This is a genomic window from Dyadobacter tibetensis Y620-1 (assembly GCF_000566685.1).
Lineage (GTDB): Bacteria > Bacteroidota > Bacteroidia > Cytophagales > Spirosomataceae > Dyadobacter > Dyadobacter tibetensis.
In genome coordinates this window covers 293,715-313,266 of the sequence record NZ_AZQN01000001.1, presented here as the reverse complement: position 1 = coordinate 313,266, position 19,552 = coordinate 293,715, and the positions used below count along the sequence as shown (strand labels likewise).

At 45.2% G+C, this 19,552-nt stretch carries 17 protein-coding genes, 1 pseudogene and 1 riboswitch; of the genes and pseudogenes, 1 reads left to right on the top strand and 17 read right to left on the bottom strand.

All coding sequences use genetic code 11. From position 1 onward, the window contains the following. The first annotated feature begins 6 nt into the window (after window positions 1-6). The gene (locus X939_RS0101310) at window positions 7-807 is read left to right on the top strand and encodes a type 1 glutamine amidotransferase domain-containing protein (protein WP_025761451.1); all 801 of its coding nucleotides are present in this window, start codon (window positions 7-9) and stop codon (window positions 805-807) included. A 542-nt stretch (window positions 808-1,349) separates the two neighbouring features. Here the strand turns inward: X939_RS0101310 and X939_RS0101305 are convergent. The 17 genes and pseudogenes from X939_RS0101305 to X939_RS0101230 form a co-directional block, all read right to left on the bottom strand. Further along, complete coding sequence (locus tag X939_RS0101305; protein ID WP_025761449.1) at window positions 1,350-1,700, bottom strand: hypothetical protein; 351 nt, start codon at window positions 1,698-1,700, stop codon at window positions 1,350-1,352. A 27-nt stretch (window positions 1,701-1,727) separates the two neighbouring features. Then, window positions 1,728-2,009 carry a Txe/YoeB family addiction module toxin gene (locus X939_RS0101300; protein WP_025761448.1) on the bottom strand — a complete coding sequence of 94 codons (282 nt, stop codon included), beginning with the start codon at window positions 2,007-2,009 and terminating at the stop codon, window positions 1,728-1,730. Then, the gene (locus tag X939_RS0101295) at window positions 1,994-2,203 is read right to left on the bottom strand and encodes a DUF2683 family protein (RefSeq protein ID WP_025761447.1); all 210 of its coding nucleotides are present in this window, start codon (window positions 2,201-2,203) and stop codon (window positions 1,994-1,996) included. The genes X939_RS0101300 and X939_RS0101295 overlap by 16 nt, the downstream gene beginning before the upstream one ends. A gap of 21 nt (window positions 2,204-2,224) precedes the next feature. After that, window positions 2,225-2,332, bottom strand: a pseudogene (locus X939_RS24095) (DUF2442 domain-containing protein); the annotation flags it as partial. A 337-nt stretch (window positions 2,333-2,669) separates the two neighbouring features. After that, on the bottom strand, window positions 2,670-3,215 hold the full coding sequence (cobC, locus tag X939_RS0101290; RefSeq protein WP_025761446.1) for an alpha-ribazole phosphatase: 546 nt from the start codon (window positions 3,213-3,215) through the stop codon (window positions 2,670-2,672). After that, on the bottom strand, window positions 3,200-3,994 hold the full coding sequence (locus X939_RS0101285) for an adenosylcobinamide-GDP ribazoletransferase (protein WP_052353390.1): 795 nt from the start codon (window positions 3,992-3,994) through the stop codon (window positions 3,200-3,202). The genes cobC and X939_RS0101285 overlap by 16 nt, the downstream gene beginning before the upstream one ends. Then, entirely contained in the window at window positions 3,991-5,007 is a 1,017-nt protein-coding gene (gene cobT / locus X939_RS0101280) for a nicotinate-nucleotide--dimethylbenzimidazole phosphoribosyltransferase (protein WP_025761443.1), read from the bottom strand. The genes X939_RS0101285 and cobT overlap by 4 nt, the downstream gene beginning before the upstream one ends. A 41-nt stretch (window positions 5,008-5,048) precedes the next feature. Further along, window positions 5,049-5,552: a bifunctional adenosylcobinamide kinase/adenosylcobinamide-phosphate guanylyltransferase gene (locus X939_RS0101275; protein WP_025761441.1), complete on the bottom strand. Its 504-nt coding sequence runs from the start codon at window positions 5,550-5,552 to the stop codon at window positions 5,049-5,051. Then, complete coding sequence (locus X939_RS0101270) at window positions 5,549-6,130, bottom strand: cob(I)yrinic acid a,c-diamide adenosyltransferase (protein ID WP_025761440.1); 582 nt, start codon at window positions 6,128-6,130, stop codon at window positions 5,549-5,551. Before X939_RS0101270 ends, X939_RS0101275 begins: the two co-directional genes overlap by 4 nt. A 37-nt stretch (window positions 6,131-6,167) precedes the next feature. Continuing rightward, entirely contained in the window at window positions 6,168-7,394 is a 1,227-nt protein-coding gene (locus tag X939_RS0101265; RefSeq protein WP_025761439.1) for an ABC transporter substrate-binding protein, read from the bottom strand. Between the two features lie 32 nt (window positions 7,395-7,426). Continuing rightward, window positions 7,427-7,631: riboswitch (cobalamin riboswitch) on the bottom strand. 21 nt (window positions 7,632-7,652) lie between these two features. Continuing rightward, on the bottom strand, window positions 7,653-8,231 hold the full coding sequence (locus X939_RS0101260; RefSeq protein ID WP_025761438.1) for an AAA family ATPase: 579 nt from the start codon (window positions 8,229-8,231) through the stop codon (window positions 7,653-7,655). Continuing rightward, a complete protein-coding gene (gene cbiB / locus X939_RS0101255) occupies window positions 8,232-9,185 on the bottom strand; it encodes an adenosylcobinamide-phosphate synthase CbiB (RefSeq protein WP_025761437.1) in 954 nt (317 codons plus the stop codon). Next, on the bottom strand, window positions 9,164-10,192 hold the full coding sequence (locus X939_RS0101250; RefSeq protein WP_025761436.1) for a pyridoxal phosphate-dependent aminotransferase: 1,029 nt from the start codon (window positions 10,190-10,192) through the stop codon (window positions 9,164-9,166). Before X939_RS0101250 ends, cbiB begins: the two co-directional genes overlap by 22 nt. A 3-nt stretch (window positions 10,193-10,195) precedes the next feature. Further along, window positions 10,196-11,668 (bottom strand): cobyric acid synthase, encoded by a 1,473-nt coding sequence (locus X939_RS0101245; RefSeq protein ID WP_025761434.1) that lies wholly within the window; start codon window positions 11,666-11,668, stop codon window positions 10,196-10,198. Window positions 11,669-11,683: 15 nt separating this feature from the next. Next, window positions 11,684-13,657: a magnesium chelatase subunit D family protein gene (locus X939_RS0101240; RefSeq protein WP_025761433.1), complete on the bottom strand. Its 1,974-nt coding sequence runs from the start codon at window positions 13,655-13,657 to the stop codon at window positions 11,684-11,686. 63 nt (window positions 13,658-13,720) lie between these two features. Beyond that, window positions 13,721-17,992: a cobaltochelatase subunit CobN gene (gene cobN / locus X939_RS0101235; RefSeq protein WP_025761431.1), complete on the bottom strand. Its 4,272-nt coding sequence runs from the start codon at window positions 17,990-17,992 to the stop codon at window positions 13,721-13,723. Beyond that, window positions 17,989-19,389: a cobyrinic acid a,c-diamide synthase CobB gene (locus X939_RS0101230; protein WP_025761430.1), complete on the bottom strand. Its 1,401-nt coding sequence runs from the start codon at window positions 19,387-19,389 to the stop codon at window positions 17,989-17,991. The genes cobN and X939_RS0101230 overlap by 4 nt, the downstream gene beginning before the upstream one ends. Window positions 19,390-19,552 lie beyond the last annotated feature (163 nt).

Sequence of the window (19,552 nt, the reverse complement as noted above, 5' to 3'; positions counted from 1 at the left end):
GAAAAAATGAAATACATCCTATTCATGATCACAATAGCCATGGTCCCTAACCTATCCCTATCTGCTCAAGACAAAAAGATCCTATTCGTTTTGAGCGCAGCAGACACTTTAGCGCTCGATAACGGTCATAAACTACGACAGACTGGAGTCTTTTTGAATGAATTTTATCTGGCATATCAATCCGTTTTAGTAAATGGATATGGCGTTGAATTTGCCACACCAAACGGGAAGGTCGCGACAATCGATATTGAAAGTATTCAGGATAGCTATTGGAAAGACAATATGGACAGTAAGAATCAAGCCTTAAAATTTGTCAAAGAGGACAAGACATTTAATCATCCACTTACCTTAGAATCAGCGATTGAGAACTTCGACAACTATCTGGGAATCATTATTCCGGGAGGCCAAGGACTAATGATCGATTTAATAGAAGATAAAAATATTCCTATACTGTTAAAACAATTTGCCAGGTCACATAAGCCAACGGGACTTATATGCCACGCACCAAGCCTTATTTTATCAATTCCTCCCGGAGAAAACCCGTATATCGGATATAAAGTGAATGCGGTATCCCCTCTTGAAGAATTCGTAATTGAAAGATTCATCATGAAAGGCCAACCTAAAAACAGAAAAATTGCCAAACAATTAAAAAAGCTAGGACTGAAATATAAAAGCGGCTTGCCGAAAGCAAATTATGCCATCAAGGATCGGAATTTAGTTACCAGCCAGAATCCCTTTTCGAGCAGACGTTTTAACAGCCTCTATTTGCAGGCAATAGCAGAATATTTAGAAACTAAAAGGTTGTGAAAGGCAAGGCATCGAGGTACTGCGTTCTACATTGATCTGAATTAGCCAAGACTTGATTTGTCGGACAGGTTGGAATTAGTCAACACCAAATCTTCCAAGTTGCCTCGAACATTTTTCTCGCAATCCCCTCTCAGTCAATTACTGAGGGGTTGTGAGAGAAAATGTGGATTTGCCAGATAACGGTTAGCTAGTTTTAGCCAAAGTGTCATAAGATGTCTCGGCTTTTACAATTGATCATTTCGCTATGAAGAAACTGAAAAGCAGTACCCATTAAATCCTCTAGCGTCCTTTTTGCCTTCTCCGTGTCCTTTCTGGTTAAGTTTTAACCACGAGGTGCACAAAGATTTTGATCTTGAGTAGGCAGATCATGGCTTGACTGTAATTACTACAGGAATTGATACCTATTAATTACTACTGGGTTTTCTTCGAACTCGTTAACTGAATATCCATCGCCCACAACTCTTTTAAACTGCCATGACACCCCTTTCTACCCAATAAATCATTAACTTGCTATTGACCTCACGTTCTGGATCTGTATAATATCATTCGCTTATTATCTTTGCTTCCAAAAGTGCAATCATATACTTAACTTCCGCCTGATCTGCTATCTTCTTCAGATTTTTCCAAGCTTCCATATTATGATCGACAAGTAAATCATATTGATCAGCTAATACCCGTTTCTGATCAAAATCATCTTGCAATTCTAAAAGATCCGAAGTACTAGATAGAAACTGGCAAAATAATGAGGAACGCTCATTATTGTCATTCAACGATTTTTCTTGTTTTATTGAGTTAACAACATCTGGCAAGTTCCAATAACGTCCTACAATCCTGCGCCTGTAATTCCCTGATTCCAAGAGACTATATAACGTCCTAAAATATAACTCTTTCATAAAATTTCAAATTTTCTATTTAGGGCCTTATTTATCAGAATAGTGCGCAAGAACGGATACGACTAAAACCAGCATTTCGGTCTCCAAAATTTCATAAATTAACCTATCCTTCTTATTTATCCTGCGGCTCCACACCTCTCCATTGTAATGTTTCAGTCTTTCAGGCATTCCCGTTCCTGATCTTGGGTCATTCTCAAGTTCCCCAAAGAATATACTTATTTTTTCAATATCTGATTTTCGTCCAGATCGCTTAATTGCCTGCAAATCGAACTTAGCGTCCTTTGATAATTGAATTATATACTTTCCCATAAATTCTCTGACGTTACCGTAATAACCTCACCCCTTTGCCTTTCCGCTCGGGCTTTTTTGATCTTATTTTCCAACTCCTCCGAGAATTCATAAGAAGTTTCGTCATCCTTTTCAAATTTTATATTCAAAGCGGACAAGAATGCCTTAAGCGCCCTTAAATTTTCCCCTTCTACCTTAACTATTATTGTTTCCATGATCTTATCTTTAGGATTATTTTAAGTATGCTGCTTCGAAAAGGAAAAGAAACCTTCAAAGCTTAAGTCTTCATCAAGCGCTATCCAGTGAATACCATATAGTGACAATTCGAAATTTTCTCTTTCGTCTTTGGAAGCATTTAATCATCTTGGAAACCACTTCATAGGGTGGCTACGCTCTTCACCAGACACGGTTTGGATAAATATACTATCATCCTGAAACCAAACTTTTCTCACTTCAGTTTCCATGAAATTCTCTCCATTTAGCAATCAACTCCTTACTCTCTTTAAGCTCTTTAATAACCTTAATAGTTTCTTTATTAGGAACATTCCCAGGGCGTTTTTATGATTCCGACATCGCAAACATTATAATGCTACTGGAATTCCCCCCTTTCTAGCATAAGCTTAAACTACTTATTCATAGTTAAAGTTACATGTTTCTTCACATTTCTAAATATAACGCAATTTAATTTCTTTGATTATAATCGCTCCCCTCTACCATCACCACCTCCCCATACCCTACCGAAATCGAAAACATATCCTTTAATGCCACTTGCCGTTCCATGGCCAGCAGAAGCCTTATTACCCCGGCGTGGGTGATGATGGCGATGGAATTTTGGGTTTCTAGGAGCTGGAGTTCCTTCCAGAACTGTAGCACTCTTTTCTGCAGATCCAGCAGATGCTCTCCACCGGGCACGGGCTCGTTTACGAAGTCGTCCATCCAGATCTTGAGCTTAACCTGATCCACACTGTCCCAGGTCTGCCCCTCCCAGTCTCCGAAATGCAGTTCACGGAGGCGCTCGTCGATGCGATAATGCGGATCCAGGTGCTCAGCCAGCTGCCTGCACCGGGTCGACGGACTGCTATATACTGTCTGGAGTCGTTCGGGAAGTAGGGCCTTGATACGATCAAATTCTTCGGCGTAGCCTTCGGCCAGTGGGATATCCAGATGCCCATAGATGAGCCCTGGCGTCAGCTTAGGCAGGGTATGGCGTATCAGATATATTTCCATAGAACGATCATAAACAAGTAAAATACGACTTCGGTGACTTGCTGTACTGCCCCTAGGCAGTCGCCACTGTAGCCCCCTATCCACTTTTTAAAATACCGGCCCATTGCCAGTGTAATGATAACCAAGCAAGGCAGCACGGCGAAAACGCAAACAAACCCACTGGAATAATACAATCCCATGAGGGGAAGTATAGCGAAAATCACAGCTGTCGAAATCGTGGATCTCTCTAGTGCCTCCGCTACGGGCTTGGACTTACTGTCGTCGGTATCTCTGGCGTAAGGAAGGGTAAAAATCAGTAGGGCAGCCATGAGCCTGCTCAGAGCATGGGCCGACATAAGACCCAGCAGCAGTAGTGTTGCACTCCCTTCGACCCGCTCAGCAAGCAATTGTAAAGAAGTAAATTTCAGCCCCAGCACCATTAGCAGCCCCACACTCCCATAGGTACCGATCCGGCTATCTTTCATGATGAGCAGGATTTTGTCGCGGGTCCAGCCCCCACCGAAACCGTCGCAGGTATCGGCAAAACCGTCTTCATGAAAGGCTCCTGTGGTGAGCACCGAAGCGCACATGGCCAGGATAACCGCCACGCTGCCATTGGTTATCGGCTCAAACGCCAGCCACACTCCAGCCGTAATGAGTCCTATAAGCCAACCAATTAGAGGAAGAAAGCGAGTGGCCTTGCTTAGATATTCGGGTGCATAGGGCACCCATCCCGGAACCGGAATTCGTGTGTAAAACTGTAGTGCTACCAGTAGTAGGGTCAGCTGCCTCCTAATCATGATACCTGGGTACTTACTCCAGCGCTTTCGAAGCTGGCCATCTCATTCATAAATGCCACAGCACTCTGAAGTAGCGGGTACGCTATGGCACAACCCGTACCTTCGCCAAGCCGCATACCCATGTTCAACAGGGGAGTGGCCTGAAGGTATTCCAATAACCTCTTATGCCCTTTTTCGTCGGACTGATGACAGAATATAGCATTATTGGCCACCTCGGGCATGATATTCAGAGCACATAAATAGGAAACACTGGAGATAAATCCGTCTACTAATATCAGCATATTCTGACGGGCAGCCTCGAGCATACCTCCACAAATCATCAGCATTTCGTAGCCTCCAAAGGCCTGCATTACTTCTGGAGCGGTGGCAGGCACGGCTTGATGTCTCCCGATTACTCTTCGTAGGATTGAAACCTTCTCATTCATTTGCTGAGAGGAGAGACCTGTGCCTCGGCCCACACATTCCTCGATTGGGATGTTTAATAATTTACTCATTATTAATGCAGCAGCAGAGGTATTGCCTATCCCCATTTCTCCAAAACCGATCACATTACTGCCTTGCAAGGCTACCTTGGAAACCAGGTCGGCACCACGCTTTAAGCCTAAGGCATATTCCCAGCTGCTCATGGCCTGCTCCATTAAGCTATTGCGGGTCCCCATAGCTATTTTGGCATCTATCAGGTTTGATCTGGAACCAAAATCGAAATCGACTCCTGCATCTATAATTTTCAAACTAATTCCGTGTTGACGGCAAAAGACATTGATTGCTGCACCTCCATTCAAAAAGTTCAGTACCATTTGAGGAGTTACCTCCGTTGGATAGGCACTAATAGCGGAAGACGCCAGTCCATGACTTCCTGCAAAAACCAGAATATGTGGACTCTTCAGCTCGGGGTCGAGGCTATTCTGTACCGAAGCAATCTGAAATGCCACCGTTTCCAGAACACCCAAAGACCCCAGGGGCTTAGTCTTACGGTCTATCTTGTCCTGTAGTTGTTGCGCTAGCGAATTCATATGGTTTTAATTTATTATGGCATGAACAATCTTAATGAAATCTATTTTATGGTTATTGGAATACCCGAAACGAGAAAAACGGCTTTCTCTGCCTTTTGGGCAACATATTGATTAGCCCAGCCCTGCAGATCCACAAATTTTCGCCCTAAGGAAGTTTCCGGATGCATGCCCATTCCTAGCTCGTTGGAAATGATGATATAGGTACCCTCTAGGGCCAATAATCCGTCTATTTCCGCCTTAAACTTCAGGAGGCACGCATCGATATTTTCTTCAGTCTGCATCAGCAGGTTGGTCAACCAGAGGGTAACACAGTCGATCACCACCACCCTGCCGGCCAGCGGGAGCGTGTGCAGATCCGTTTCCTGTTCGAAAAGGGTCCATTCCGGACCACGTTCCTGACGATGCCGGATCACCCTTTCTGCAAAATCTTCATCCCAGATTCGCGCCGTGGCGACGTAGACCGGTGCCGGGCTCAGAGCCAAAGCAAGGGTCTGAGCATGGGCACTTTTACCGCTTCGCGCCCCACCACTGATATAGATGATCATGCCTCAGGTTGCTTGAATCGCTTGTACAGAAACAGCTGCCACTTCTCCTCAGCCACCCCGGCTTTGTCCATTTCGGCCCGGGCAAGGGTAAAAAACAAATCGGACAATCGGTTGATATAGGCGGGTATGGCCTCATGAACGGTGTCAATTTTCATCAGGGAGACGAGTCTCCTCTCTCCCCTGCGCATTTGCGTGCGTGCCAGATGGCAAAGAGCCGACACCTCGTTGCCTCCAGGCAACAGAAAATAATCGGAGGGAGAGGTCATTTCCTGTTCGAGACTGTCAATCCATTCCTCACAGAAAACTGCGCCATCAACAGGCATTGGATTTTTATTTTCCTTTTTGGCATCCGAAGGACGAGCCAAATGCGACATCATGTCCATCAGGTCCTTCTGTACTTTTTGCAAGTTTTGCTGCCAAACATGATCGGCACCAAGTTTCACTCGCATGAGACCAATGGTAGAATTGGCCTCATCCAGGGTTCCTATGCATTCGATCCGTACGTCATCTTTTGATACGCGGCTTCCTCCAAAGAGACCCGTGGTACCTTTGTCTCCCTTTTTAGTGTAAATTTTCATGGCTAATAAATTTTTATTGAGATGATAATCACTGATTCTACAGGATTGGTTTATAATATTTCAAATCATGATTAGGCAATAGTTCCGGGTGGAGAATCCTGATGAGATCGGCTAGTATCTCCTGAGGATTCACAGCTCCGGACTCCCAGTAGTCATTGGCGCCTTGCCGGTTGAGCCGCTTGGTAAAGGCGTAAACCTGCCCCTTCTGGAATGCTTTAAAATCGGAGTAACGTTGATCTTTGGCCAGGAGCTCCGATTTGGTTTCCCTCTCGCCCATGTTAAGGTTAATCCAGAAATCAGCCCGGAGTCCTACTGGATATACCTGTTCAAAGTTTAAGGGAAGATTACCGATAGAGCGAGTTTCCGCCCAGTGGTAGCTTCCTCCAGCATCCTGAATAAATTTATGAACATAGCCATCGCCGCTAGGCACATACCAGGTATCCTTGGAATTAAGGCCACAGAGCACCTCAGGTCTTATGGTAAGGGTACTTGTCAAGGCTTTGAGTCGTTTATATTCCCTCTCCACTTTTCCAAACCGGACATTGACCTGCTCTTCTTTATTTAATAAAACGGCCATTAATTTTACCCATTCGGCCCTGGCCAGTGGGCTGGTCTCCACCCATTCCGAATTGACCAGCACAGGCACTTTCGCCTCCTGAAGTGCGGGGTACCGGTTAATTGGAGAAACAGGACTCCCCATCGCCATAATAAGGTCCGGATGTAGACTGATTAAGAGTTCTTCATTGAGCATCTGATTCTTACCAACTTCAACAATTTCCTTCTTAGCAATTTTTTCCAAAACCTTGGGAGAGGAAACATATTTCAGGTTGCCCATACCTACAATAATATCTTCAGCTTCTAGGAAACCTGCTAATCCTACGTGCATCGAGGACATGGTGACAAGGGAACGGATTGGAATATCGATGACTTGGGCACTTTCGAAGCCCGGGGGACGTTTGGTGCCTCTCTGTAAAAGGACGAATGTGGCCGTATCGGCCGTCTGTTCGAAAGGATTAAATATCTGAATTACCTTATAATTCCCATGATAGCTCAAAGTAAAGCCCTTGGCATAATCAATGCTGGTCTTATGAGCGAATAAGTCATTATGGAACAGAGGTCTGTCGGGTCCCTCTTTACGGCTCGCTGTACTGCTGCAGCCCGAAATTAGGGATCCATACAACAGAATAGGAACAATATGTGATAATAAAATTGAGGTTCGGATGCGGCATACCGCCGATCCAAGTCTTTTGATTCCTGAATGCATAATTTTTTCAGCTTTTCTTCCGAAAGCAATGAATTAAAAAAAATAATATGGCAGGTCTTCTGACTTCCCCCTCATTTTGATCACCTTCCCATTTATTCAAACAGTGGCTAATCGACCAAAACAATTATATAGAGGTTACAGCAGCGGAGACTGTTCCGGATTTTCACCGGTATTCCCTTTTCATCGGGCCAGAAATTTAAGATTATCCGGGCCCAAACCATTATGAATACAAAGCTACGAACATAATTGAGAGCAACGCTATACACCACAAAGATTCTCCTCTAACTTGGCTTTCCAGCGCTTAATCTTCTCTTCGACAAAAGAAATTCTGTCGGCCACTGAAGCGAATGGAAGTTCAATCAACCGATATCCTAAGGAAACATATACCCCCTGTATATGTCTGTACAGAATTGCAGATTCTTCAAAGGTTTGCCAGCGCTCCTCATCTTGCCTGTAAATATTTTTCCAGGGAGGAGCAATAAATACCATAGGACAGTAAGGAAAAGCCCTTGCCGCCGAGTTCAGATCTTGTTCAGGAGTTATTCCTGCTGCGCGGAGATACCCCAATATATCAGGAATAGCCCGGTCATAGAAAGCACAGGTTGTTGCTTTTCGGTAGTCGTCCAACATGGCCTCTAAACAAAGATTGGCGAAGGCTGGCAGGTTCTGCCAGGGCAGGGCGTCTGACTGCAGGGACACCTGCTCACGGATCAGTCTCCTTGATACTTCGGGCATTCCCGCATAGCCCTTAGCTATTAAGGCATCCAGTAAACTTGTTTTCCCGGATCCGGGACCTCCTGTAATAATAATCCTTTGATTCGTATTTGTATTAGACATCTATAATAAACCTATATTCCAGTGATAAATGTATAAAATAATTACATTCAATAGCACCATGACCAAACACACGGTATGATTGATCCGAATGACTGTTTGGATTTCCTGCGGCTGAATTTCTCTCTCGAAGCGACCAATAAATGGCTTCTCTTTCCTGACTCCATGATAGATATTGGGTCCTCCGAATCGACAATTAAGAATACCTGCTAAAGCCGCTTCCGGATAACCGGCATTTGGACTCGTATGTTGATGAGCATAAAGCCGAATAAATACGATCGCTCTGCTATTGAAGGAAGCCAATACCATCAAAAGAGCCGTAAGTCGAGCGGGAATATAATTGGCTACATCATCTAAACGGGCAGCGAATTTCCCAAACAACTCGTAGCGATCATTGCGATACCCGATCATAGAATCCAGGGTATTAATCATCTTATATGCCATCATGGCAGGAACTCCACCAAGCAGATAATAAAATAAGGGGGCCACTACCCCATCACTTAAATTCTCAGATAAAGTTTCAAGTGTGGCAATTCGAATCTGCTGAGCCGAGAGCTGAGTTGTATCCCTTCCGACAATTCTTGACAGTTGTTGCCTAGCATCTACCAGTCCTTTATTTTCTAACGCTGTAAAAACCTTGCGTCCTTCATCGATTAAACCCCGGTTCGCTAATCCATAATACACCATTACCGCATTAAAAATAAGCCATAGTGCTGGAGTACCCACCAGCGCCAACTGAATGGTATAGAAGAAAAAGCAAGTAGCTAAGACCAGGCAAAAAGCCACTAAACTTCCTTTCAATTTCCTGTATTTTCCATTATTCCACTTTTTTTCCGCTTGCTGAATGGCAGATCCAAACACCCGAACCGGATGCGGCCAACCATCGGGATCTCCTAAGCAAAGGTCCAGGAAGTAACCCAGCAGTAATGGGAGTACTAATAAGAAAGCATTTTCCATTCTTTCAGCGCGTTTATTAATAATCCATTCTTTTCGGGCCTCTGAGTAGCTAGACGGAAATATCCAGGGCCTAAGCCACGAAAATTACTGGCATCCCTTATTAAAATACTAAAACTTTCCAGCAAAAAACGTTTAAGGTCATAGGCATCCGGATGTACTATTTGGCAGAGAAAGAAATGGGTACAACTCTCAAATATATTGACAAAGCCTAAGGATTTGAGTTGATTAACAAACTGTTCCTTATCGGTAAGTAAGTCTTCAATGGGGGGGTGAACTTTTAGAAAATTGTCGAATACGAAATGACCTGCCGCCAGAGCCATGGTGTTAATGGTCCAGGGTTGTTTAATACTTTTCAATCGTTCCATCTTTTGCTCACCTGCTAAAATATATCCTAATCGCAGTCCAGGAATGGCATATGCTTTGGTCATGGAGCGCATAATCAATAAATTATCATATCGGCTCAATAACTTTAAGGCAGACTCATTAAATAAAGTAAACTCTATGAAGGCCTCATCGATGGCAAACAGACAGTTTGGATGTTTTCGAATCGTTTTTTCCAACTGTAATATGGAAATTATTTTGCCAGTGGGATTATTAGGGTTACAAATAAAAACCAAGTCTGCATCCAAAGGTTGACTTGCCAGGTCGGATGGCCAAGGCATATAAGTAATCGTGTGGTGAAATGCCATACAAGCATCCTCATATTCTGAAAATGTCGGGGTTAGAATAGTAGTTTTCTTGCCTGCATATAGCTGAGCCAGTAGATAAATACTTTCTGTTGTTCCATTTACCACTAGAACCTGCCGGGAGTTCAGTCCATAATGCCGGGAAATTTTGTCTGCAAAAGATTCTCCAATAACTTCCGGATAACTATTAATCGTATTCCATTGGTCGAAAATATATTCCTTCATTCCCTCAGGCTCCTTTCCATACCATACATTGGTACTGAAGTCTGCCCATATCTCCCGACTATATTGATACCCATCATTTCCATGACCATGTAGCATTATTCAGAATTTTAAAGTTTGGTAGATTGTTTTAATATCCAGGTTTTCTCTCATTATTTCTGCCAGCCGATCGAACTGAGCGGATTTAAATTCAGAAAAACTTAAGTCCTTGGCCGAAGTAGCATTAGCATATGGAGCCAGTAAGTAATTGATCACCCGATCATTATCCAAAATCCCGTGCAGGTAGGTTCCCCAGGTATTATTATTTAACCAATAACCATCCATTGACTGATCGTCCATGATGGCTACAGGGGAAGGTGGAGCAGTAAAAACAGTCTGGCCCATATGAATCTCATAGCCCTCACAAGGTTCAGGAAACTCCCGAAATGTAAACGCTCGTTGTCTCGTTGTTTTCTCTGGCAGCAATGTAGTTTGGATAGGCAGGAGACCCAGGCCTGGAATGGATTCAATATCACCTTCTACTCCTAGGGGATCGGCAATTGTCTCACCCATCATCTGGTAACCACCGCAGATGCCCACGACTGTTGTCCCCGCCTTATGCGCCTGTACGATCGCCCTTGCCGCTCCATTATTTCTTAAATCGAGCATATCGGCCAAGGTATTCTTACTGCCTGGTATAAGAATCACAGCAGCCCGTGCCAGTTCAGAAGGCTCATTGCTATAATAAAGATTAACGCGAGGGTCGCTTTCGAGCCGATCGAAGTCAGTAAAGTTAGATAATCTTCGGAGGCGAACGACAGCCACGTTAACCCGTCCCTCTGCAGCTTTCCGGAATTTGGACTCCAAAGCAACACTATCTTCCTGCTCTATATAAATATTCGAAAAATAAGGTATAACGCCAACCACAGGCAGCCCTGTCAGATCTTCTAAAATACGTCGACCATCGATAAAGAGCCTGGCGTCACCCCGGAATTTATTGATAATTATCCCTTTCATGCAGGCCCTCTCTTCAGGGGTTAGCAAGGCTATGGTGCCATATACACTGCCGAACACACCACCCTTGTCAATATCAGCTACAAGGTAAGTCGCCGCACCAGCATGTATGGCCATACGCATATTGGTAATGTCCCTGTGTTTCAGATTCAGCTCTGAAATACTTCCAGCTCCTTCCATCACGATTGGCGAGTAAGAAACCTTCAATCGGTCGAAAGCCTGCTTAACGGTATCTAACAGAGCACTTCTATCATTCTCTTTAAAGTAGTCATGCGCTGATTGCTGGCCAATGGCTTTTCCATTGACGATCACTTGCGAAGCTTGATCGCTGGTAGGTTTAAGTAAAACAGGATTCATATCCGTATGGCATGGCACACCCGCAGCCTCTGCCTGTACTACCTGTGCCCGTCCCATTTCCAACCCCTCTGCGGTAACATAGCTGTTAAGAGACATATTTTGCCCCTTAAATGGAGCTGGGCAATACCCATCCTGTTTGAATATCCGACAGAGGCCAGCAGCCAGAACGCTTTTCCCCACATCGGAGCCAGTTCCTACCAGCATAATTGGTTTTAATCGTTGCATGTTAAGATGCATTTATTAACAAACGTTATGTTTAAATAGCTGTTGAATATGCTGCTGCATTCCTGATTCATCTATTGCATCAATAGACACGCATTCGGCATTAAGCGCCTGCGCTAATTGATTAGCTTTCCCCATTCTCAAATAGCCATGATCCGTATCTATTACCAAAGATGATATATTTAGGGATGCAATTTGTCGGGCTGCATTTAATGCCTGGGCCCAGGCATCAATGCTTCCGGGAAGGGCTACATTGGCTTTTCCATCACTCAAACACACTAAAAATGACTCTGATTTACTGGTATTTGCCGATAAAGAATCATAGGCCAGATGAAGTGCATGGGGCAAAGGGGTTCGCCCACCGGTGGGCAGATCAACTAATGCCTGTAGGGCTTTGTCATATTGAGAAGTTGGTTTTAATATCCACTCTGCCTCAACTCCCCTGAAGGAAATAACCCCCACCCGATCTCTTTTCTGATATGCCTCCTCCAATAAAGACAAGACCGTACCTTTCACCATCTCCATTCTTTTGAGGGCCGCCATGGACCCGGAGGCATCCACGACGAAAAGGATATAGTGACCCGTTTTTCCATTTCTTTTCTTAAACCGAAGGTCAGTTGCTCGGATATGAAGGTCGTCGGCATCGCGAACTAAAGATTGCTGCACTGTATTCGAAATGTCCAGGGACTTAACAATTTCGTTACTCCCGGCCGAAACCTCCATTCCCCTGGGAGCGTTTTCCATTTTCAGTCTCCGCCCGATCATTTTAGGCTTCGTTTTCGGTATCGCTCCGGAAGGAATAAGGGGTAGCGCGGAAATATCCTTGGAAGCAAAAACTGTCTCTTGAAATTTTCCCGAGGTCGCCTTTAGCGGCACTTCCATTTCATCGTTATTTTTTGTCTCTGCCTCTTCTTCAGGTCCAAGGGGTTTTTCAGTAACGGACGGTGGTATTGAATGAGGCGTATGATCTTCTTCACTTTTCGTATCCGAAGAATTATTCTCTGTACCAGTACCTTGATTCCCGGAGCTTTCCCGGGCTTTCGCATTTTTCCGTGGTTTTCCTTGACGGTGAACCAGCACCAGCTCCGCAGCTTGCCTGATATCATCTGCATGGACTAATGTTCGGCCATGCCATGCCGCCAAGGCAATAGCTGTTTTATAGAGCACAATATCCGCACGTAGACTCGATACTGACCAGTCGATACATAACTGACTAATGAACGTCAAGAGACCCTCCGGTAATGCCACATGTGGCAAAAGTTTACGCGCCTTCATGATCTTGTTTTTTATACTGATCTGGGTATCAGCATAGCTTTCGATAAAACTTTTTGGCTCCTGTTCGAATGCAATTCGCCTTCGAACGACTTCGGTCCTCTCCTGGACCTCCATTTGGTCTTCTACCTCCACCATTAAAGCGAACCTATCCAAAAACTGAGGGCGCAAATTTCCTTCTTCTGGATTCATGGTACCGATCAATATAAAACGGGCCGGATGCGCTTCTGATAAGCCCTCCCTCTGAACGATATTCACTCCTGAAGCGGATACATCTAGCAGTACATCTACCAGATGATCGGCCAATAAATTCACCTCATCGATGTATAATATCCCTCGATGGGCCTCAGCCAAAAGGCCAGGAAGAAGCACCTTCTTTTTCTCTGTCAGGATAGACTCAAGGTCCAGGCTCCCCAGTACCCGGTCTTCGGATACGCCCAGGGGCAGGTTGACCATAGGAACCGGAATCTGCTCCGTATCGGCGGAAGAATATTTCCCATATTTATTAGTATATTCTTCTAGTGACAAATTAAAAACGGAACCGTTGACCCGTTCCAGGTCGGGCATCAAGGCTGATAAGCTTCTAACAGCAGTGCTTTTGGCCGTTCCCTTTTCGCCTCGGATCAGCAAGCCACCGATCGAAGGATTGATGGCACAGAGAAGTAGTGCTTGCTTTAATTTATTTTGGCCCACAATGGCCGAAAATGGATAGGTATGCATGGGTTAATTTTCTTAATTAGGTGCAATACTTAATATGTAGTACCTGGCCTCTACATTTCTTAGTTACTCCGATCGGACTTCCATCATTGCTTCACTTTGAAAGTACAGAGCCCGTAATCCGTCCAGGGTCTCTGGAGAAGGCTCAGCCCACATCCCTCTTTGTACTGCCTCCAGCAGACGTTCTGTTATCGCTTGCATGGCCCAGGGATTACTAGTTTGAAAGAATGTCTGCATATTGGCGTCCAATGCATAATTCTGTGCCACCTGTTCATACATCCAATCATCGACATTGCCTGCCGTAGCGTCATAACCGAACAGATAGTCTACCGTAGCAGTAAGCTCAAGCCCTCCTTTATACCCATGTTTCTTGATGCTTTCCAGCCACTTGGGGTTAACTACCCTAGACCTAAAGACTCTCAATGTCTCCTCCTTAAGATCACGAACAACTGGATTGGCTGGATTCTGAGAATCTCCGAAATAATGCTTGGGCTGCTGCCCAGTAAGGTTTCTGATGGTAGCGATCATGCCCCCGTGAAACTGAAGATAATCGTCACTATCGAAAATATCATGCTCACGATTATCCTGGTTGTGCAGGGCGATTTCTACTCCTGAAAGACATTGTTCAAACTCCTTTCGGGCATCTACTCCCTGTGCAGTTCTCGAATAGGCATAACCTCCCCAGTTGACATACGCCCTAGCGAAGTCAGCATCTGTCTCCCAGTTTTTCTCGTCGATCAGCGGGAGAATGCCTGCTCCGTAGGCGCCGGGAGCGGCACCAAAAATTCGGTATGACGCTTTCTCATGTGCTTGTTCAGGCGACAATTCCTGATTCTTATTCAACGCTTGCAGTTCTTGAAGAAAGTGTTTACGGATAAAATTTTGCTCCAAAGGCTCATCCAGTGCGATCACTTCTTGTACGGCATCATCCATGAGTTCAATTAAATGGGGGAACGCATCCCTAAAAAACCCACTTATCCTGGTTGTTACATCGACACGGGGCCTGCCCAACTCCTCGAGTCCGATGACCTCTATGCCAGTAATCCGCCGACTCTCAGCCTGCCATAAAGGACGCACGCCTAAGAGGGCCAATACTTCTGCCACATCATCTCCGTGTGTTCGCATTGCACTGGTCCCCCAGATGCTGATGCCAACACTTTCCGGATATCTTCCCGTCTCTTTCATGTGCCGATCTAGAACCTCTCTGGCCAGCTGCTTACCTACTTCCCAAGCTGCTTTGGAAGGCAGCAGTCGTGGATCGACCGCATAAAAATTTCTTCCTGTAGGCAGAATATGAGCCATCCCTCTTGTAGGAGCGCCACTAGGGCCCGCAGGGATATACCCTCCCGACAAACCATGCAACAGGTGGTTGATTTCATTTTCCGTTTGACATAAATTGGGCACCAAATGCAGGCAAACGTAGTCCAGTATCTTCTTTACACCTTTTCCTGCAAGGACATCTGCATCAAGGTTCAGGACTTTAAAAATGGCAAAATCGATTGCCTCCATTATAAAACGCCTACTTTCAAGTTCTGAAAAAATAGCTATGGCCAAAGCGTCCAGCGCTTCCAGCGCATCGGAATGGGTAATAATAGGTCTGCCGACAAGCATTTCAAGTGACTTGTTCGACTCTTTCAATCTTTGTCCTTTTTCCTTATGAAGCATCTGGACATTCAAATCAAAGACCTTTCCTAACTCGTCCTGCAGACCTGGCAGACCCGCATTTGGAAGCCTTGTAAGGGCTTGTAACATATCTACTAGGGCCTTCCCCTCGGGCATCTCACCGAGTGTATGAAGGCCATTCCGGATCTGAGCCGCTCCAAGTTCGCAGAGATAACCGTCAATATCTTCAATAAGATGGGCTATGTCTTTCCCGTCCATTTCCGAAAGACTCACCGGCACACCTTCCGGTGTCATTTCCTCATCCCAATCATGCTTATGATCTCCATGGTCCCGGCTTAGCATAGCAGCTAAATCAGTATCTAAATTGGTTTGTTGTATCAGCTCCCAAATTTGCCTTTGTAACAAGGGGAGTTTAGTAGGATCCAGACTCTCCACCTGATAGTACTCGTCAACGAGTTGTGTGAGTTGGGCCAGCTCGCCATACGTATCGGCAGAGGTCATAGGCGGAGTAAGGTGATCGACCACCACAGCATGCGCCCGGCGTTTGGCCTGAGAACCTTCTCCTGGATCGTTGATGATAAACGGATAAAACAATGGGATATCACCCAGCAAGGCATCCGGAAAACAGTTCTCCGATAGCCCTATTCCTTTGCCTGGCAACCATTCCAAGGTGCCGTGCTTGCCTACATGGACGATTGCGTCGGCCCCCCATTCATCACGCAGCCAACGATAAAATGCATAATAGTGGTGCGTCGGTGGAAGATCCGGCTGGTGGTATATGGCATCAGGATCCATCCCATAACCGCGTGGTGGCTGTAAGGCTACAAAAACATTGCCCAAGGGAAGTCCTGCCAGCGCAATGTGATCGCCATGAACATAGGTCTCCCCTGGTGCTGGGCCCCATTGTTTAGTAATTTTTTCTTTTATTAGGATCGGAAGCTCTTCAAACCAAGCAGCATATTGGTACAGCCCTACCCTCCCAGCTGCCTGATTGAGCTGCTCTGGAGTAAGATAATTGACATCGTACGAGCACCGATCGATCAGAGACTGAATCAGAACATCCCCTGATGGAGGCATGTCCTTGATGACATAGCCCTCTGCTTGCATGGCATACAGAATATTCATTAGTGAGGCGGGCGAATCCAACCCTACGGCATTACCAACCTGTGCAGCTTTCGTATTAGAATTAGTAAAAACGAAAGCTATTTTCTTTTCGGCATTTGCCAATCTCCTGAGCCGGGAAAAGCGCTGTGCAATCCCTGCCACCCTTTCCACCCGGTCGGCCAAAGGCTGATACCCTCGGGCTTCTTTCCCCTTCTCCTTAAAGGAGACAGGAACCGTTATAATCCGTCCATCAAACTCTGGAATGGCTACATTCATGGCCGTATCCAGTGGATTGAGCCCGCGAGAACTATTTTCCCAAGGCCCAAGTCCCATGCCACTGCTGATGGCCTGTAGTATAGGCACATCCAGATTGATCAAAGACGCCACCGGTTTTCCGGGGACCCCTGCTGGCTGTATATCCGTTATGGCGAAAGAAATGGTATTGATTAAGACATCGATACCCGCATCCATAAAATAGTCAAAAGCAAAAGGACGGCCGGTTTCGGCATTTACGGCCTTCAATGAAGAAGTATAAATGGGTAAGACATTAAACGCTCGTTCTTCCAGGGCGGTGATGATTGCGTCAATAAAGCGCGTGTTGCCACTGATCCAATGGGCCCTGTAAAAGGTAATGCCTATCGTAGCCCGATTATTTTGTTGATACTGTTTCCAGTCATCCCAATCTGCTTCTTCGGGCAAATTGGGATGGTAAATGCCATGATCGGGCAACTCCTGAGCAGGATCTGCTCCAAAGCCAGTCATCAACAGATGATCGGATAGATAGCGTAATAAGGAATTCAGATTGGCAAAACCTCCCGCCTGTAAGTATGCTAAAGTATCTTGAAGAATGCTTGCAGACACACTGGAGACGGCAGCAAAATCAGGATTGAGATCTCCTGTTCCACTCACCACCACCAAGTGTTGCTTTCGCTCTTTGGTCATTTGCAAGAATGCACCAAAGCCTGGAATACTGCTCAGTCTGCCGTGAATACGTATGACAATAATTTTGGCCTCAGCAAGCTCTCTCCCCATCAGTTGCTGCATCTGCGCCTCACTCTTAATGGCCAACAGACTGATTCCTGTAGTCTTGGGAAACCCCTCAGGCAGCAGCTCCATAGCGCGATTAAGGGCCAACAAATCAGTGTCGGCGTGCGTTAAAAAAACAATCCCATCGGTAGGTAAAGCGGTTACCCCAGCCTCTGTAGCAGCTTCAGAGCCTTTCCAAGTATAAAACTGAAATACATACTCCGCCAAGTCGGCCGGAGGAACCAAATAAGAATCGGCTTCTACCATACTATCGATATAGTCGAAAATGGCCATAATCTGCCAATCGCTATTGATGGAATGAAACCATATGGAGTGTCCATCAAATAATAGGGTTACCACGTTGGCTAGGGTACAGGGCCCCAAACATCCCCCTTTGGTAAGATGAACCTTATTGCGTAATTTCCTTTTCAGCCACTCATTTTTATATAGCTCCACAGGCACAGGTGCATAGCCCCTGTCGACTCTGCCACAGCAACAAGCGTTATAGCAATAAGATAAATGTCCTCTTCGTTGCACCAAATTGATGGATTTCCCGTCCGAGCGTATGATTCGCTGTCTCTTCATCCTGTAGTTATTGTTTTGGAATTCCTAGCTACCTGAGTGCTGCTGCTCCTTGAAATTAGATATTTTAAAAAATCATCATTTTCGCCCCAGTAGAGATGTAAATAACTTGCATAAGTATTTTTGTGCTGATAAAGAGAAGTTGAGACTTCCCTGTCTCGGGCGGTAAAAACTTGCAGATCCAACATGGCATTGGAAGCTTCCTCCATATCTTCTATTAGATTGGAATAATGGAACTCATGCCCTCTTATCTGCATATCCTCCATTACGAGTTTACGATAGCCCAGGCTTAGTTTGGCTCGCTCCATGCTTGTACTAAAATTGAAGACCCTAGACATAGGAAAGAGGCCTCCCCCTTGATCGACCAAGCTTTGTCCCAAATACATCATCCCCCCACATTCGGCCCAAACGACACCTCCTCCATCACAATAATCAAAGACACTTTGGGTCATAGATCGATTCTCAGAAAGTTCCTTGGCGTAAAGCTCGGGATATCCACCTGGTAAGTAAAGAAAATCGACCTCCGGCAGGCGGTCATCTGTCAGCGGACTGAACCAATATATGGTTCCTAATCGTGACAGTGCTTCTATATTTTGCTGGTAAGTAAAACTAAAAGCAGCATCTCTGGCTACTGCTATCCTAAGGTTTACAGGACTATTTAAATCCGCATCCTTAGTAGTATGAATGCAGGTAGCATCCAGAGCATCACTTTCGTCAGATAACTTTAGACTCGTAATTTCCAAAAGTCTATCCAGGTCTATGGTTTGGCAAATCTGCTCTGCCAATAGATCCAAACCTTTATCAAAGTCTCTTTCTTCCGGTAGTTGTAATCCCAAATGACGAGAAGGAATAGCAAATGCTGGTGTTTTAGGCAAATAGCCCAAAGCCTCCACGCCCACATCTTTACAAGCATCCTCTAGAAAGCTATAATGAGATGGGGTATTAACAAAATTGAAAATTACACCGGCAACCTTAATACCCTTATAAAAATTATTATATCCATATAATAAAGGGGCCGCTGAATAAGCCATAGAACGGGCATCTACCACCAATATCACAGGCAGACCAAGTAACTCCGCTATCGAAGCACTGCTGCCTTCCATTTTGACAGCCCCATCGAACAAGCCCATAACGCCTTCCGTTACCGAAACCGCTGCTGACTTGGCAAGTCGCTGATATACCTGCTGTACATGATCCTGTGAAGCCATAAAAGTGTCTAAATTGACACTCTGACGGCCACAGGCTGCTTCATGGTGCAAGGGATCTATATAGTCAGGGCCGCATTTAAATGGCTGAACCGCTAACCCCTTTAGTCGTAAGGCACGTAGGATTCCCAAGGTAAGGGTGGTCTTTCCCGAATTGCTGGAAGGTGCGGAAATAAGAAAATGAGCCTTGGTCATATTATAGTTTGTTTTGCTGGAAATTGTCTGGTGTAACCCTTCGCATAATGATAGTCATCATACGTTTGGAGGAGCGTCTTAGACTCAATGCCTATGGCCTTTGGCATAGCAAGTATCCATTCTAATATCACATTCGGATCTAGGGTCTCAACCACAATATTTA

Bases quoted from the DNA above. Each gene is read 5' to 3' on its own strand.
- X939_RS0101310 (WP_025761451.1), top strand. From the start codon at position 7: ATGAAATACATCCTATTCATGATCACAATAGCCATGGTCCCTAACCTA.
- X939_RS0101305 (WP_025761449.1), bottom strand. From the start codon at position 1,700: ATGAAAGAGTTATATTTTAGGACGTTATATAGTCTCTTGGAATCAGGG.
- X939_RS0101300 (WP_025761448.1), bottom strand. From the start codon at position 2,009: ATGGGAAAGTATATAATTCAATTATCAAAGGACGCTAAGTTCGATTTG.
- X939_RS0101295 (WP_025761447.1), bottom strand. From the start codon at position 2,203: ATGGAAACAATAATAGTTAAGGTAGAAGGGGAAAATTTAAGGGCGCTT.
- cobC (WP_025761446.1), bottom strand. From the start codon at position 3,215: ATGGAAATATATCTGATACGCCATACCCTGCCTAAGCTGACGCCAGGG.
- X939_RS0101285 (WP_052353390.1), bottom strand. From the start codon at position 3,994: ATGATTAGGAGGCAGCTGACCCTACTACTGGTAGCACTACAGTTTTAC.
- cobT (WP_025761443.1), bottom strand. From the start codon at position 5,007: ATGAATTCGCTAGCGCAACAACTACAGGACAAGATAGACCGTAAGACT.
- X939_RS0101275 (WP_025761441.1), bottom strand. From the start codon at position 5,552: ATGATCATCTATATCAGTGGTGGGGCGCGAAGCGGTAAAAGTGCCCAT.
- X939_RS0101270 (WP_025761440.1), bottom strand. From the start codon at position 6,130: ATGAAAATTTACACTAAAAAGGGAGACAAAGGTACCACGGGTCTCTTT.
- X939_RS0101265 (WP_025761439.1), bottom strand. From the start codon at position 7,394: ATGCATTCAGGAATCAAAAGACTTGGATCGGCGGTATGCCGCATCCGA.
- X939_RS0101260 (WP_025761438.1), bottom strand. From the start codon at position 8,231: ATGTCTAATACAAATACGAATCAAAGGATTATTATTACAGGAGGTCCC.
- cbiB (WP_025761437.1), bottom strand. From the start codon at position 9,185: ATGGAAAATGCTTTCTTATTAGTACTCCCATTACTGCTGGGTTACTTC.
- X939_RS0101250 (WP_025761436.1), bottom strand. From the start codon at position 10,192: ATGCTACATGGTCATGGAAATGATGGGTATCAATATAGTCGGGAGATA.
- X939_RS0101245 (WP_025761434.1), bottom strand. From the start codon at position 11,668: ATGCAACGATTAAAACCAATTATGCTGGTAGGAACTGGCTCCGATGTG.
- X939_RS0101240 (WP_025761433.1), bottom strand. From the start codon at position 13,657: ATGCATACCTATCCATTTTCGGCCATTGTGGGCCAAAATAAATTAAAG.
- cobN (WP_025761431.1), bottom strand. From the start codon at position 17,992: ATGAAGAGACAGCGAATCATACGCTCGGACGGGAAATCCATCAATTTG.
- X939_RS0101230 (WP_025761430.1), bottom strand. From the start codon at position 19,389: ATGACCAAGGCTCATTTTCTTATTTCCGCACCTTCCAGCAATTCGGGA.